We start from the raw sequence: 12,222 nt of genomic DNA, 5'->3' as shown, positions 1-12,222 counted from the left end.
AAGCGGGAAAGACGGACGTCAGCGGTCGGCGAAGGGGACGTAGTCCCGCTCGGCGGAGCCGACGTAGACCTGCCGCGGACGGCCGATCTTCGTCTCCGGGTCGCTGATCATCTCGCGCCACTGGGCGATCCAGCCGGGGAGCCGGCCGAGCGCGAAGAGCACCGTGAACATCTTGGTCGGGAAGCCCATGGCCTTGTAGATCAGGCCGGTGTAGAAGTCCACGTTCGGGTAGAGCCGCCGGGAGACGAAGAAGTCGTCGGCGAGCGCGATCTCCTCCAGCTCCATGGCGATGTCCAGCAGCGGGTCGGGCTTGGCCATCCGGCCCAGCACGTCCTGCGCGGCCTTCTTGACGATCGCCGCCCGCGGGTCGTAGTTCTTGTAGACCCGGTGGCCGAAGCCCATCAGCTTGACGCCGTCCTCCTTGTCCTTGACCTTGCGGACGAAGGACCGGACGTCGTCGTCGCCGGCGTGGATCTGCTGGAGCATCTCCAGCACCGCCTGGTTGGCGCCGCCGTGCAGCGGGCCGAACAGCGCGTTCACGCCGGCGGAGACCGAGGCGAACAGGTTGGCGTTGCTGGAGCCGACCAGGCGGACGGTCGAGGTGGAGCAGTTCTGCTCGTGGTCGGCGTGCAGGACGAAGAGCATGTCCAGCACCTTCGACATCACCGGGTCGACCTCGTACGGCTCCGCCGGCACGCCGAACGTCATCCGCAGCAGGTTGTCGACGTACCCGAGCGAGTTGTCCGGGTAGAGCAGCGGCTGCCCGATGGACTTCTTGTACGCGTACGAGGCGATGGTGGGCACCTTCGCCATGAGCCGGACCGTCGAGATCTCCACGTGCTCGGAGTCGAACGGGTCCAGGCTGTCCTGGTAGAAGGTGGACAGGGCGCTCACCGCGGAGGACAGCACGGCCATCGGGTGGGCGTCCCGGGGGAAGCCGTCGAAGAAGCGGCGCATCTCCTCGTGCAGCAGCGAGTGCCGCCGAATCCACTCGGTGAACTCGGTCAGCTGCTGCTCGCTCGGCAGCTCACCGTAGATGAGCAGGTACGAGACCTCCAGGAAGGAGGACTTCTCGGCCAGCTGCTCGATCGGGTATCCCCGGTAACGCAGGATCCCCGCGTCGCCGTCGATGTAGGTGATCGCGGATGAGGCAGCCGCGGTGTTGACGAAACCGGGGTCGTACGTGGTCATCCCGGTTTCCTTCAGCAGCTTGCTCACCCCGATACCGGCGGGGCCCTCGACCGCGGGATGTACCGGCATCGACAGCTGCCCACCGGGGTGATCGAGCTTGACTTCCGTCATGTGGTTCCTCGCTTCGCCGGCAGATCTACGTTGAATTGCCTTCGCTTCTACCGTAATTGCGGTTCGGGGGACAACGCCCGCCGTGGTTCGGCGGTGAGGCATGCGTCACCCGATTCCCGACCGGGCCGCCGGGAAACCCGGTGTCCCGTTGGGCGGGACACGGACGACACGGAGCCGGGAGCCACGGACGACACCCCTGACTGAGTAGGTCACGAGAGGGCAAGGCGTCGCAGCGTACCGTCCGTCGCGATCTCGTAGACGTCGAGCTGGTTGGTTCCGGCGCGAAACAGCCTGTCGTCGGTGAGCAGCGCGGCGAACCTGCGTCCGCCGGGGTCGGCCGGCGCGACCGGGACGACGGCCCCGATCCGGCCGTTGACGGCCACCGCGAGCAGGGTGCCGTTCGGGATCCGGTCCGGGACGTCTCCCCAGACGAGCGCCGGAAGGGTGCCGGTGTCCGGGTCCATGGCCGTGAACGCGGCCAGGTCGGCAACCCGGGCGCTGCCGGCGGGCGGGCCGGCGCGCACCTCGGTGCCGACGAGGGGGTGCGGTGTGGGCAGCGGCGGCGGGGTGGGCACCCCGCCGGGGAAGGTGACCGGTTCGCCTGGGCGGTCGTAGAAGTGTTTCGTGCCGTCGGTGCGCGGCGCCTGCCGGGCCGAGCGGCCGTCGACGCGCCAGGGCAGCCGGATGTTGGCCTCGTCGGCCACTGTCGGCAGCAGGTCGACGTGTTCCCAGTTGCGGTCGTCCACCCGGCCGGTCTGCTGCCGGGGTTCCTTGACGAACATCGGCACCCAGGCGACCTCGCCGGCGGCGGCCTTGATCGCGTCCATGCCCCGGCCCTGCGCGCCGGGGCGGAAGCTGACGCCGTGGTCGGCGGTCACCACGACGAGCGCCTGGTCGTAGAGGCCGCTGGCGCGCAGCGTCCGCAGGGTCTCGCCGATGAGCCGGTCGGTGTAGCCGAGTTGGGCGAGGTGCCGTTGCCGGGCCAGGTCGACCCAGCCGGCGCCGTCGTTGGGCAGGTCCTCGGGAGCGTCGTAGCGCGCCCCGGACGGCAGGTACGCCCACGGTGAGTGCGGCATCAGCAGGTGCAGGAAGTGCAGGGTGGGCCGGGGCGTGGGCTTCAGCCCGGCCAGGAAGCTGGTGAAGCGGGCAGGCTGGTTGTCGTCGAGGCTGTCCCAGCGGAACTTCGGGTCGGCGGGCACCGGCTCGGCGGCGTCCAGGCCGGCCTCGGCGCGGGTCTGCTCCCGGTAGGAGTCCTCCGGGTCGACGGCGCTCTCCGTGGGCCCGGCGATGCGGCCGAGCAGCTTGCTGGTCTCCCGGACCAGCACGCCGAGCCCCTGCTCGGGGGTGACCGGCTGTTCGCAACGGCTGGGCGGGCAGAGGCGGGTGATGCTCTCCTCGGCGCGGATGTCGTACAGGCCGCCGAAGGCGGTGAAGATGTTGTCCGGGTACTGCGAGTAGTGCGGGGCGACGGGCTTGGCCGGGTAGCGGCCGGTGAGCATCGCCGGCAGCGCGTTGGGCGTCCACCCGCTGACGCCGGTGGCGTTGCGATACCAGGTCGAGCCGCCAGCCAGCTCTGCGAAGTGCGGGTACCGGGTCGCGTCGATCCGCCCGTCGGCGCCGAGCAGGCTGACCAACGGCAGCTCGTCGAGGATCAGCATGACCACCGGCGGGTGCACGCCGGTGCCCTGCGCGGTGCCGGCCGCGCCGCCGTCGCTGCGGGGCAGCACCACCGCCGAGGTGGGCGAGGCGAGCAGGAAGAGCGCCAGGAAGGCCACCGGCCCGGCGGCGGCCAGTCGCAGCACCCGGCCCGGCGCCCGCCACCGTCGGTGCGCGGCCGCGCCGGCGGCCCCGGCCAGCACGGCCACCAGCAGCAGGGGTACGCCCCGAAGCGGCGTCACGTGTCGGCCCACCTGCACGGCGAGGGCGGCCAGCAGCAGGCCGACCAGCCCGGTGTGGGTGAGCGCGCGGGCGGTCCGGCCGGCCAGTCGGCTGAGCGCTCCGAGCAGCGCCACCGCGATCGTTGGCAGCACCGCCACCAGGGCGACCAGCAGCAGGATCTGGGCCGGGTCGGCGCGGTGGAACAGGAAGAAGTCGGGGCTGCGGCCGAGCACGTCCAGCAGTGGCTGGGTGACCACCAGGCCGACCAGGGCCGTCACCTCCAGCAGCCGGCCCAGCTCGCTGCGCCAGCCCTCGTACCACCGCGTGGAGGCCGCTGGCGGGTCGGCGGCGGGGGGTTCAGCCACCCATCACCGTCCGGTAGAGCGTGCGGGTGCCCGAGGGCAGTTCCAGGCGCTCGGTGATCCGACCCCGGGCGGCCAGCAGCGTCTCGAAGGTGTCGCGCCGGTAGTCCGGGAAGAGGCCGGCGGGCTTGTTGGCCAGCAGCCGACTTGCCATCGGGTCGTCCGGGTGGACGAACTCCACCACCACCGCGCCACCCGGCGCGGTCAGCCCGGCCAGCCAGTCGATGACCTCCGGCAGCGGCACGTTGCGCCCGATCGCCAGGTGGTGCACCACGGCCAGGGCGAGCACCACGTCGGCGGACGCCCGTTCGGCGAAGCCGGCCCGCTCGACGCCCCGCCAGCCGCCACCCGGTGACGGGTCGGCGAGGTCCAGCACCAGTGGCAGGATCCGGCGCTGCCCCTCGGAGCGCAGCTTGCGGTACAGCTCGTCGACCACGGCCGGGTCCTGCTCGACGGCGACCACGTAGTCGGCGTGCCCGGCCGCCAGCCGGGAGTACCGGCCGTCGTTGGCGCCGAGGTCGAGCACCAGGCGGGGTCGGGCGCCGGCGGCCACCGAGGAGGCGACGAACTGCTCCTTCGCCACCCGGTCGCGTGCCGAGTAGCCGCAGGTGCGCTGGTAGTCCGACCAGTGGGTCCCGGCCGGGCGGTGGTCCAGTTTGCGGACCAGTTTCTCGATGCCGCGTACGGTGGCCAGCAGCAACTCCCGGGAGAAGCCGGCGGCCCGCAGTTGGTCGCGGACGTCGCTGGTGCTGGCGGCGGCGTTGCGCTGCTGCATGGCACCGTGCAGGTGCAGGTGGGTCAGCACGCCGGGGCGCAACCGGCGGGCCCCGCCGAAGAGCGGGCGCAGCTCGTCGGCCTCAATGCCGTCGACGCGGGCGCGCAGCCACGGTTGGAAGTCGACGCCCAGGTGGGCGGTGAGCATCAGCGGGTAGAGCATGGTCTGGCAGAACTGCCGGTAGCCGGCCCACGCTTCGCCGTCGCGGACCGGTTCGAAGGAGCCGATGTCGATGAAGACCGGCTCGGTGCCGTGCCACTGGAGGTTGTACGCCGAGCCGTCCTTGGTGGTGAAACCCTCGCCGAGCGCGGCCCGCAGGATCTCCACGTGCAGCAGCGCGGCGTCGCGCAGCATGCTGAACGACCACTCGTACGGGTGGGAGACGAACGGGATGCGCTCGTGGCGCAGCACGGCGGCCCACGGCGCCCCGGTCGCGGCGGGCACCAGTGTCGACGGGGCGTCCTCGGTGGCGCAGACCTTGCCCGCGGCGACGAGCGCCGGGAAGAACCTGCTGCCGGTCAGCGCCCGCCAGTGCTCGGCGGCCCGGGTGTCCAGCCCGCGCAGAACCTCGTCGCCGACGTGGAAGACCCGGTTGGCCGGGTCGCGGAAGGAGGCCGGTTCGGGCCGTACCTCGGTGGGTGAGATCGCCATCGTGGGGACCGGCCCGCTCACCGCTGGTCGGTGGGTTGCCGGCGGAACCGGTCGACCAGCCGTCGCCAGTAGAGCTTGGCGGCGACCGCGGCGCCGGCCACCCCGCCGACGACCGCCTGCACGATCAGGCTGCCGGATCCCGCGTCCAGGTAGGCCAGATGTCTCACCGATCGCTCCTTGCCCTCGCCGTCTCGATACCGGCGTCCCGGGCGTACACCGGTGAGGCTTTTGACCCAGAAAGCCGGACTTGTCCCTCACCGTACGCCGGTGGTCATCGCCGTCGCGGGCACATCGGCGTACTCCCAGCCTCGCCACAGAATGTGGCCGGGAGGCCGGACCTCGCCGGTACGCTGCGGACGTGCGCTGGACGGTCGTGGACGCGCCGCTGGACTCGTCCGGCGCTGGGCGCGGTGAGGAACGGGCCCCCGCCGCGCTGCGCGACGCCGGCCTGCTGGACGCCCTGGCCGCCGACGACGGTGGCCGGGTGGACGAGGCGTGCCTGCGCGACGCTGTCCGCGACCCGGCGAGCGGGGTGATCGGCGCCGCCGGCCTGGTCCGGGCCGGCGCGGCCATCACCGCCAGGGTCGTGGCGCTGATCGCCGACGGCCGGCGGCCCCTGGTGCTCGGCGGCGACTGCGCCATCCTGCCCGGCATCTGCCGTGCCCTGCCGCCGACGACCGAGCTGTGGTTCGTGGACGCCCACCCGGACTTCCTCGACGGCGTGACGTCGCCGACCGGCGAGGCCGCCGACATGGACCTCTCGATCGTCACCGGGCACGGCCCGGTCGCCGCCATCGGCTGCGACGGCCCGCTGCTCGACCCCGGTCGGGTCCACCTGCTCGGGCACCGCCCGGCCACCGACGACAGCAGCCGCGCCGAGGCCGCCCGGATCGACCCGGCCATCCACCAGGTGCCCGCCGCCGAGCTGCTCCGCCGGGGTGCGGGCACGGTCGGGGCGGGCCTGGCCACCGGCGGGGACGGCCCGGCCTGGCTGCACCTCGACCTGGACGTGGTGGACCCGCGGGACCTGCCGGCGGTGACCTACCCCGAGCCGGACGGCCCCCGCTGGGCGGATCTGATCGCGCTGGTCACGCCACTGGCCCACGCCGACCGGCTGCTCGGGATGAGCGTCACCGACCTGAACACCGACGAGGACCCCGACGGGCGTCACACCCGACGCGTCGTCGAGGTCCTCGCCGAGGTGCTGGGCTCCGCCGACGGCTGACCGGCGGCGCCTCAGCCGCGCCGACTGGATGCCTCAGCCGCCCCGACTATGCGTCAGCTGTGGGATTCGGCAACCGGACGGTGAACACGGTCCGCCCCGGGCGGCTGTCCACGTCGACAGTGCCGTGGTGGGCCTCCACGACGGCCGCCACGATCGCCAGACCGAGGCCGGTGCTGCCGTGCGCCCGGGACCGGGAGCTGTCGCCGCGCGCGAACCGCTCGAACATCTCCGGTTGCAACTCCGCCGGTATCCCGGGCCCATCGTCGGCGACGGTGAGCACGGCGCTGCCCGCGTCGACGGCCAGTGTGGTGGTGACGGTGCTGCCGGGTGGGGTGTGCACCCGGGCGTTGGCCAGCAGGTTCGCCACCACCTGGTGCAGCCGGGCGGCGTCACCGGGAACCCGGATCGCGACCTCGGGCAGGCCGAGCTGCCAGTGGTGTTCGGGGCCGGCGACGTGCGCGTCGCTGACCGCGTCCACCACCAGGGCGGTCAGGTCGACCGGGTCGACCGCGAGCGGCCGGCCGGTGTCGAGGCGGGCCAGCAGCAGCAGGTCGTCGACGAGGCTGGTCATCCGGGTGCTCTCGGACTCCACCCGGCGCAACGCGTGTGCCACGTCGGGAGGAACCTCGTCGCGGCCACGCCGGGCCACCTCGGCGTAGCCGCGGATCGCGGCCAGGGGTGTGCGCAACTCGTGGCTGGCGTCGGCGACGAACTGGCGTACCCGCGTCTCGCTGGCCTGCCGGGCGGAGAGCGCATCGGCGACGTGGCCCAGCATCCGGTTCAGCGCCGCGCCGACCTGACCGACCTCGGTGCGCGGGTCGGTGTCCGCGGCCGGGACGCGGACGGCGAGGGCCACCTCACCGCGGTCCAGGGGCAGCTCGGTGACCCGGGTGGCGGTGGCGGCCACCCGGTTGAGCGGGCGCAGCGTGGCCCGGACGATCAGCGCGCCGGCCGCCCCGGCGATGACCAGCCCGATGGCCGCCACCGCAGCCTGCGCGGTGACCATCCGCCAGACGATCTCCTGGACGCCCGAGAGGGGGATCGCGACGACGCGGACCCTGCCGTCCCAGTACTGCCGGCCGACCGCCCGGTAGTCGCCGCGGGCGCCGAGGTCGACGGTGCGTGGTTCGGTGCCGACCGGCACGTCGGCCAGGGTGGCGACCTCGTCGACCGGAACGGACTGCTCGTCGGGGAACGGGTCGTCACTGGACGGGCTGTTGGTCAGGGTCCGCGCGCTGGCCACCCGGCCGCCGGTGACCTCGGCGACCACAGTGCCGGACGGCAAGCCGGGCGGGATGGCCGGCCCGGTGCCTGGAAACGCCGGCCGCCCCGGACGGTCACCCCGCATGACCGTCGCGGGGGCCAGTTGGGCGTCGAGCCGCTCGATCAGGAAGTGCCGCAGCGCCACTGTGGTGAGCCCACCGATGGCGACGCTGACCACCGCCAGCAGCGCGAGAAGGGCAAACACCAGTCGAGTACGCAGCGAGCGGCCGGCCAGCCAGCGGCGGGCGGCGCGCAGCGGGCGGCGTCTACTCGGCGGGTTTGAGGACATAGCCCGCGCCGCGCAGGGTGTGGATCATCGGTGCCCGGCCGGCGTCGATCTTCTTGCGGAGGTACGAGATGTACAGCTCCACCACGTTGGCCTGGCCGCCGAAGTCGTAGTTCCACACCCGGTCGAGGATCTGCGCCTTGCTGAGCACCCGGCGGGGGTTGCGCATCAGATAGCGCAGCAGCTCGAACTCCGTCGCGGTGAGGGTGATCAGTTGGCCGTCCCGGCGCACCTCGTGGCTGTCCTCGTCCAGGCTGAGGTCGCCGACGGTGAGAACGGCGTCCTCCCGCGTGGCGACCGCGAAGCCGGAGCGGCGCAGCAGCGCGCGCAGCCGGGCGATCACCTCCTCCAGGCTGAACGGCTTGGTGACGTAGTCGTCGCCGCCGACGGTCAACCCGGCGATGCGTTCCTCCACCGCGTCGCGGGCGGTCAGGAAGAGCACCGGCACGGTGGGGGCGTGCTCGCGCAGCCGGCGCAGCACCTGGAAGCCGTCCAGGTCGGGCAGCATCACGTCGAGCACCACGGCGTCCGGCTGGAACTGCCGGGCGGCGCTCAACGCCGCCATGCCGTTGCCGGCGCTGCGGACCTGCCAGCCCTCGTAGCGCAGCGCCATCGACAGCAGGTCGGTGAGGGTGGGTTCGTCGTCGACCACCAGCACCCGGACGGGTTCACCGTCGGGGCGGCGCAGCTCGATCCGGCTCGGCGCGCCCTGCCCGTTCATGACCATGTCCGCCATCGTGGCCGCGACGCCTGTGCCGCGCCCCTGTGGAGGCTGTGCCCCAGCTGTGCGGCCGGGCCGACGGGACGCCGGCGTCGCCACCGGTCAGCCCCGCCTCGTGGTCACTCGGACACCCCGTACGCGTCGGTGCGCACGAAGCGCATGCTCCAGCCACCCGCGTCGTCGGGCCGGTCGCGTTCGTAGAGGTGGTCGGGGCCGGGCTGGACCGGACCGGTGCCGTCCGGGTGCCGCATGATCCAACGCGGTGGTGGGGCGCCGTCCGACCCGGCCGGCAGCAACCGGACCAGACCGTCTGCGGGCCCGCCGACGAAGCGTACGGTGACCTCGCTCATCGCAGCGCCCTCTCGGGTGACCGTGCCGGCACAATCGGTGACACCGGCTCTGGCTCGCAAGCTACCGCACCCGCCGCTGTCGGCGCAGCGCGCTGCGCGCGGGGGTCGCCCCGAATGCCGCTGCGGTTTGCCCAGCTCGGAGCCCGGGTACCGCGTCCGGTGCACCCGTCGTCGGCGGGGCGGGGACGAGGAGTGATCGATGCGCACGCTGGACGGGCGGTATCAGCTCGAGGAGCGCATCGGCGTGGGTGGGATGTCCGAGGTGTGGCGGGCACACGACCAGGTGCTCGACCGGTCGGTCGCGGTGAAGCTCATCCTGCCCGGCCCGGGCGACCAGGACGGCCCGGTGGACCGGATCCGCGCGGAGGCCCGGTCGGCCGCCCGCCTGGTGCACCCCAACGTGGCGAGCGTGCACGACTTCGGCACCTCGTCGACCTGGCCCGGCCGGCCGGTGCCCTACATCGTGATGGAGCTGGCCGAGGGTGAGACGCTCGCCGCGCACCTGCGGTCCGGGCCGCTGGACTGGCGGATCTCGGTGCGGGTCTGCGCGGAGGTCGCCGCGGCGCTGGCCGCCGCGCACGCGGAGGGCATCGTGCACCGCGACGTCAAACCGGCCAACGTCATGCTCACCCCTGCGGGGGTGAAGGTGCTCGACTTCGGCATCGCCATCCCGGCCGGCGCACCGGACCCGCTGCCGACCGGGGTCGTGCTGGGCACCCCGGCGTACCTGGCGCCCGAGCAGCTGGACGGGGAGCCGGCCACCCCGGCAGCCGACATGTACGCCCTCGGAGTGCTGCTCTACTACAGCCTCACCGCCCGCCTGCCGTACGACGCGGTCACCGCCAGCGAACTGCTCGGCGTACGCCGACGTCAGCCACCGGAGCCGCTGCCCGAGATCGACGGGCTCCCGCCTGAGGTGGTGGAGTTGTGCCACGCCTGTCTTGCCGACGAGCCCGGGCAGCGTCCCACCAGCCTGGTCGCGGCGTTGCTGCTGGCCGAGGCGGTGGACGCCCGGGTGTACGTGCCGATGATGATCCCGACGGCCCGCCACGCGGCTCCGACCTCACCGTGGACCGAACGGGCCGCAGCGGAGCCCACCGAGGCGGTGGCGGTGTTCGACGAGTCCTACCGCAGCGCCGGGCGCTGATGCCGGTACGCCCTCCGGCGTTTCGCCGGGAGGTGGCCGGGTAGCCGAGCCGGTGAGCGACGGGAGAAACGCGATGCCGGAAAAGAGTTCCTGGCTGCGTGAGGCCACAGCGACCGCCGAGGGCGGTCACGTACGCACCGACGATGGCGGGCTCTCCACCGCGCTGGCTTCGCCGCTGGCGCCGCACTGCACCGGGTTGACCCCGGAACAGTTGCTGGCCGCGGCCTTCGCCTCCTGCCTGCACCACGCGGCGGTGGAGGTGGCCGGGGAGATCACCGACGAGGCGCACACCGTCCAGGTCCGGGCGGAGGCGAAGCTGGGGCGCGACGACGACGGCCGGTACCGGGCCGACGTGCACGCGGAGATCTCGTCCGCCGGTCTGAGTCGGGATCAACTGGCCGACCTTGTCGAGTACGCCGACCGACTCTGGCCGTTCTCCAGCGGCGACACCAGCAGGCACCGGCTGACCGTCACGCCGGCAGAGAACGGTCGACACTGAGATCCGGGTGACGACGGCTCCCGATGGGCAGGCGGGCGAGGCGCTGCGGACCGTTCGAGGGAGCTGGCACCGGCCGTTCGGCCGAGCCTGTCGCGCGGCCTCATGCGGGACGTCAAGCGCGGTGACGCGGTCGCATTGGCCCGACAAATCGGTAATACCCGTCTGGCCCGTTCCGCGAGGTTGATCGTTCTTGCGGCACCTTCGCCCTCTGAAATCCCCAAGATCGGGGCAAACTGTGGCGCAGGCCACTGTACGGGCAGGCGATATCGAGCAATTGGGTCTTTAGCCTCGTCAGGTGCATCCCGACGACCCCTCCGACCAGAAGCTGACCGACGCGCGCCCGACCACCCAACCGGGCGACGCCGCATCAACCGAACGGACAATCGGCCGTCACCGCGTCCCCGAACCACCCCGGCGCACCCTGCTGGGCTCAACCCCGGTGCGGGTGGCCCTGGCCACCGGTGTCACCTGCTGTCTCGGCCTCGTCGCGGTGGCCACCGCCCGGGGGAGCGACGACGCGCCCCGCACTGTGGAGCCGCTCGCCGAGGCCGTGGCCGACCGTGCCGCCATCGCCGACGAGCGCGCCTCCCGGTCGCTGGACCGCGACCTCGCCCCCGCGCGGGTCCTGCCCAGCCCGACGGCGGCGTCGCCCACCCCGCGCCCCACCGTCGTCCGCAAGGCGCCCAAGAAGCCGGTCAAGCCCCGCCGACCCCGACCGGTCGCCGGCCTCGACCAGGCACAGATGGACAACGCGAAGATCATCGTGGACGTCGGCCTGGACATGAAGATGCCGCGCCGCGCCCTGGTGGTGGCACTGGCCACCGCGATGCAGGAGAGCAACCTCTACAACCTGGCCAGCGACGTCCTGCCGGAGTCGGCGAACTACCCGAACCAGGGCAGTGGCTCCGACCACGACTCGGTCGGGCTGTTCCAGCAGCGACCCAGCAGCGGCTGGGGCACGGTGGCCGAGCTGATGCGCCCGTCGTACGCCGCACGGGCCTTCTACACCGCGCTCAACGAGATCCCCGGCTGGCAGGACATGAGCATCACCTACGCCGCCCAGTCCGTGCAGATCTCCGCCTACCCCGACGCGTACGCACAGCACGAGGACCGGGCGACCACCGTCGTGGCGGCGCTCACCGCCTGAGCCGGGCACCCACGCAACGGCCTTCCGGCGTCAGCGACGGCCGGGCGGCCGCTCCGCGCCCGCGTCCTGCCCGCCGACTCCCACCCGACTTCCCGGCACGCCGGCAGCCGCGGTCGGGGTGTCGGCGGGCACCTGGTCCTCCGTCACCTGGCTGAGGATCTCGTCCACCCGAGCCTCACGTCGCCGGCGGACGTACAGCGCCGCCTCGAAGTCCCGTCGGGCCTGCACGGCGTCGGCGTACGCCCGCTCCCGCACCTGCCGTGCCTCCTCGCGGGCCTCGGCCAGCTCGGCACGGGCCTGGGCCCGGAGGTCGGCTGCCTCGCGCCGGGCGCCGTCGTGCCGGCCGCCGGAGGTGTCACCGAGGTCCAACCTCTGCAGGAGCCCGCTGAGCCAGGCGGCCTCCTCGCGGATCTCGTCCCACTCCCGGGTCGCTCCGGCGGCACCCTGCGCCCGCGCCGCCAGCCGGGACAACCGGATCCCCAGTTCGTCCAGGCAGGAATCCACCTGCCGCTGGTCGTAGCCGGTCTCAACGACGGAGAACCTCATACTGTCGCCCCCAGGCAGCTGCCGTTACTTCCCCACCTGGATCCTCGGCCCAGAGGGCGACGGCCGAGGG

Annotated in this window: 12 protein-coding genes; 4 read left to right on the top strand and 8 right to left on the bottom strand. The window is 73.0% G+C overall.

Annotated elements, in window-relative coordinates; genetic code table 11:
* Positions 1 to 18: 18 nt before the first annotated feature.
* The 4 genes from AC3CF1_RS01540 to AC3CF1_RS01525 form a co-directional block, all read right to left on the bottom strand.
* Positions 19 to 1,302 carry a citrate synthase gene (locus AC3CF1_RS01540; protein ID WP_088947970.1) on the bottom strand — a complete coding sequence of 428 codons (1,284 nt, stop codon included), beginning with the start codon at positions 1,300 to 1,302 and terminating at the stop codon, positions 19 to 21.
* Between the two features lie 209 nt (positions 1,303 to 1,511).
* A complete protein-coding gene (locus AC3CF1_RS01535; RefSeq protein WP_488449349.1) occupies positions 1,512 to 3,545 on the bottom strand; it encodes a sulfatase-like hydrolase/transferase in 2,034 nt (677 codons plus the stop codon).
* Positions 3,538 to 4,968 carry a class I SAM-dependent methyltransferase gene (locus AC3CF1_RS01530; RefSeq protein ID WP_328534979.1) on the bottom strand — a complete coding sequence of 477 codons (1,431 nt, stop codon included), beginning with the start codon at positions 4,966 to 4,968 and terminating at the stop codon, positions 3,538 to 3,540. Before AC3CF1_RS01530 ends, AC3CF1_RS01535 begins: the two co-directional genes overlap by 8 nt.
* A 17-nt stretch (positions 4,969 to 4,985) precedes the next feature.
* A complete protein-coding gene (locus AC3CF1_RS01525; protein WP_179778832.1) occupies positions 4,986 to 5,135 on the bottom strand; it encodes a hypothetical protein in 150 nt (49 codons plus the stop codon).
* Between the two features lie 191 nt (positions 5,136 to 5,326).
* Between AC3CF1_RS01525 and AC3CF1_RS01520 the strand changes: the two genes are divergently transcribed.
* Complete coding sequence (locus AC3CF1_RS01520; RefSeq protein WP_354981500.1) at positions 5,327 to 6,193, top strand: arginase family protein; 867 nt, start codon at positions 5,327 to 5,329, stop codon at positions 6,191 to 6,193.
* Positions 6,194 to 6,239: 46 nt separating this feature from the next.
* Here AC3CF1_RS01520 and AC3CF1_RS01515 read toward each other — a convergent pair whose 3' ends face one another.
* From AC3CF1_RS01515 to AC3CF1_RS01505, 3 genes are all read right to left on the bottom strand, one after another.
* Positions 6,240 to 7,745 carry a sensor histidine kinase gene (locus AC3CF1_RS01515; RefSeq protein WP_354981501.1) on the bottom strand — a complete coding sequence of 502 codons (1,506 nt, stop codon included), beginning with the start codon at positions 7,743 to 7,745 and terminating at the stop codon, positions 6,240 to 6,242.
* Positions 7,723 to 8,463 carry a response regulator transcription factor gene (locus AC3CF1_RS01510; RefSeq protein ID WP_370453086.1) on the bottom strand — a complete coding sequence of 247 codons (741 nt, stop codon included), beginning with the start codon at positions 8,461 to 8,463 and terminating at the stop codon, positions 7,723 to 7,725. Before AC3CF1_RS01510 ends, AC3CF1_RS01515 begins: the two co-directional genes overlap by 23 nt.
* Before the next feature lie 119 nt (positions 8,464 to 8,582).
* Entirely contained in the window at positions 8,583 to 8,813 is a 231-nt protein-coding gene (locus AC3CF1_RS01505; protein WP_088947960.1) for a hypothetical protein, read from the bottom strand.
* 199 nt (positions 8,814 to 9,012) lie between these two features.
* Here AC3CF1_RS01505 and AC3CF1_RS01500 point away from each other — a divergent pair, with 199 nt between their 5' ends.
* From AC3CF1_RS01500 to AC3CF1_RS01490, 3 genes are all read left to right on the top strand, one after another.
* Positions 9,013 to 9,960 carry a serine/threonine-protein kinase gene (locus tag AC3CF1_RS01500; protein WP_354981502.1) on the top strand — a complete coding sequence of 316 codons (948 nt, stop codon included), beginning with the start codon at positions 9,013 to 9,015 and terminating at the stop codon, positions 9,958 to 9,960.
* A gap of 73 nt (positions 9,961 to 10,033) precedes the next feature.
* Positions 10,034 to 10,459, top strand: coding sequence for an OsmC family protein (locus AC3CF1_RS01495; RefSeq protein ID WP_088947958.1), 426 nt, complete (start codon positions 10,034 to 10,036; stop codon positions 10,457 to 10,459).
* A 295-nt stretch (positions 10,460 to 10,754) separates the two neighbouring features.
* Complete coding sequence (locus AC3CF1_RS01490) at positions 10,755 to 11,606, top strand: hypothetical protein (protein WP_172862024.1); 852 nt, start codon at positions 10,755 to 10,757, stop codon at positions 11,604 to 11,606.
* 30 nt (positions 11,607 to 11,636) lie between these two features.
* On the opposite strand, the gene AC3CF1_RS01485 is transcribed toward AC3CF1_RS01490, so the two are convergent.
* Positions 11,637 to 12,152 (bottom strand): ATPase, encoded by a 516-nt coding sequence (locus AC3CF1_RS01485; RefSeq protein WP_354981503.1) that lies wholly within the window; start codon positions 12,150 to 12,152, stop codon positions 11,637 to 11,639.
* Positions 12,153 to 12,222: the final 70 nt, after the last annotated feature.

The sequence above is a fragment of the Micromonospora sp. MGP-C2 genome, from assembly GCF_057766525.1.
This window is presented reverse-complemented; position numbering and strand designations above follow the sequence as displayed.

Excerpts from the sequence above, each read along its gene's own strand:
- AC3CF1_RS01540 (WP_088947970.1), bottom strand. The coding sequence starts at position 1,302 with ATGACGGAAGTCAAGCTCGATCACCCCGGTGGGCAGCTGTCGATGCCG.
- AC3CF1_RS01530 (WP_328534979.1), bottom strand. The coding sequence starts at position 4,968 with ATGGCGATCTCACCCACCGAGGTACGGCCCGAACCGGCCTCCTTCCGC.
- AC3CF1_RS01515 (WP_354981501.1), bottom strand. The coding sequence starts at position 7,745 with ATGTCCTCAAACCCGCCGAGTAGACGCCGCCCGCTGCGCGCCGCCCGC.
- AC3CF1_RS01510 (WP_370453086.1), bottom strand. The coding sequence starts at position 8,463 with ATGAACGGGCAGGGCGCGCCGAGCCGGATCGAGCTGCGCCGCCCCGAC.
- AC3CF1_RS01505 (WP_088947960.1), bottom strand. The coding sequence starts at position 8,813 with ATGAGCGAGGTCACCGTACGCTTCGTCGGCGGGCCCGCAGACGGTCTG.
- AC3CF1_RS01500 (WP_354981502.1), top strand. The coding sequence starts at position 9,013 with ATGCGCACGCTGGACGGGCGGTATCAGCTCGAGGAGCGCATCGGCGTG.
- AC3CF1_RS01495 (WP_088947958.1), top strand. The coding sequence starts at position 10,034 with ATGCCGGAAAAGAGTTCCTGGCTGCGTGAGGCCACAGCGACCGCCGAG.
- AC3CF1_RS01485 (WP_354981503.1), bottom strand. The coding sequence starts at position 12,152 with ATGAGGTTCTCCGTCGTTGAGACCGGCTACGACCAGCGGCAGGTGGAT.